At 52.5% G+C, this 2240-nt stretch carries 1 rRNA gene; it reads right to left on the bottom strand.

What is annotated here, in order from left to right:
* Positions 1–2240: ribosomal RNA gene (locus Q8X48_RS29760) — 23S ribosomal RNA — on the bottom strand; the annotation flags it as partial.

Raw genomic sequence — 2240 nt, 5'->3', positions numbered from 1 at the left:
CCAGTGAGATCTCATCTTGAGGCAAGTTTCCCGCTTAGATGCTTTCAGCGGTTATCTTTTCCGAACATAGCTACCCGGCAATGCCACTGGCGTGACAACCGGAACACCAGAGGTTCGTCCACTCCGGTCCTCTCGTACTAGGAGCAGCCCCTCTCAAATCTCAAACGTCCACGGCAGATAGGGACCGAACTGTCTCACGACGTTCTAAACCCAGCTCGCGTACCACTTTAAATGGCGAACAGCCATACCCTTGGGACCGGCTTCAGCCCCAGGATGTGATGAGCCGACATCGAGGTGCCAAACACCGCCGTCGATATGAACTCTTGGGCGGTATCAGCCTGTTATCCCCGGAGTACCTTTTATCCGTTGAGCGATGGCCCTTCCATACAGAACCACCGGATCACTAAGACCTACTTTCGTACCTGCTCGACGTGTCTGTCTCGCAGTCAAGCGCGCTTTTGCCTTTATACTCTACGACCGATTTCCGACCGGTCTGAGCGCACCTTCGTACTCCTCCGTTACTCTTTAGGAGGAGACCGCCCCAGTCAAACTACCCACCATACACTGTCCTCGATCCGGATAACGGACCTGAGTTAGAACCTCAAAGTTGCCAGGGTGGTATTTCAAGGATGGCTCCACGCGAACTGGCGTCCACGCTTCAAAGCCTCCCACCTATCCTACACAAGCAAATTCAAAGTCCAGTGCAAAGCTATAGTAAAGGTTCACGGGGTCTTTCCGTCTAGCCGCGGATACACTGCATCTTCACAGCGATTTCAATTTCACTGAGTCTCGGGTGGAGACAGCGCCGCCATCGTTACGCCATTCGTGCAGGTCGGAACTTACCCGACAAGGAATTTCGCTACCTTAGGACCGTTATAGTTACGGCCGCCGTTTACCGGGGCTTCGATCAAGAGCTTCGCGTTAGCTAACCCCATCAATTAACCTTCCGGCACCGGGCAGGCGTCACACCCTATACGTCCACTTTCGTGTTTGCAGAGTGCTGTGTTTTTAATAAACAGTCGCAGCGGCCTGGTATCTTCGACCGGCGTGGGCTTACGGAGCAAGTCCTTCACCCTCACCGGCGCACCTTCTCCCGAAGTTACGGTGCCATTTTGCCTAGTTCCTTCACCCGAGTTCTCTCAAGCGCCTTGGTATTCTCTACCCAACCACCTGTGTCGGTTTGGGGTACGGTTCCTGGTTATCTGAAGCTTAGAAGCTTTTCTTGGAAGCATGGCATCAACCACTTCGTCACCTAAAAGGTAACTCGTCATCAGCTCTCGGCCTTAAGATCCCGGATTTACCTAAGATCTCAGCCTACCACCTTAAACTTGGACAACCAACGCCAAGCTGGCCTAGCCTTCTCCGTCCCTCCATCGCAATAACCAGAAGTACAGGAATATTAACCTGTTTTCCATCGACTACGCTTTTCAGCCTCGCCTTAGGGACCGACTAACCCTGCGTCGATTAACGTTGCGCAGGAAACCTTGGTCTTTCGGCGTGGGTGTTTTTCACACCCATTGTCGTTACTCATGTCAGCATTCGCACTTCTGATACCTCCAGCAAGCTTCTCAACTCACCTTCACAGGCTTACAGAACGCTCCTCTACCGCATCATCCGAAGATGATACCCGTAGCTTCGGTGTATGGTTTGAGCCCCGTTACATCTTCCGCGCAGGCCGACTCGACTAGTGAGCTATTACGCTTTCTTTAAAGGGTGGCTGCTTCTAAGCCAACCTCCTAGCTGTCTAAGCCTTCCCACATCGTTTCCCACTTAACCATAACTTTGGGACCTTAGCTGACGGTCTGGGTTGTTTCCCTTTTCACGACGGACGTTAGCACCCGCCGTGTGTCTCCCATGCTCGGCACTTGTAGGTATTCGGAGTTTGCATCGGTTTGGTAAGTCGGGATGACCCCCTAGCCGAAACAGTGCTCTACCCCCTACAGTGATACATGAGGCGCTACCTAAATAGCTTTCGAGGAGAACCAGCTATCTCCGAGCTTGATTAGCCTTTCACTCCGATCCACAGGTCATCCGCTAACTTTTCAACGGTAGTCGGTTCGGTCCTCCAGTCAGTGTTACCTAACCTTCAACCTGCCCATGGATAGATCGCCCGGTTTCGGGTCTATTCCCAGCGACTAGACGCCCTATTAAGACTCGCTTTCGCTACGCCTCCCCTATTCGGTTAAGCTCGCCACTGAAAATAAGTCGCTGACCCATTATACAAAAGGTACGCAGTCACC

The sequence above is a fragment of the Pseudomonas sp. QLc11A genome (genome assembly GCF_052112305.1).
Lineage (GTDB): Bacteria > Pseudomonadota > Gammaproteobacteria > Pseudomonadales > Pseudomonadaceae > Aquipseudomonas > Aquipseudomonas laurylsulfatiphila.
Note: the sequence above shows the minus strand (reverse complement) of the source record. Positions and strands in the feature narration are given on the sequence as shown.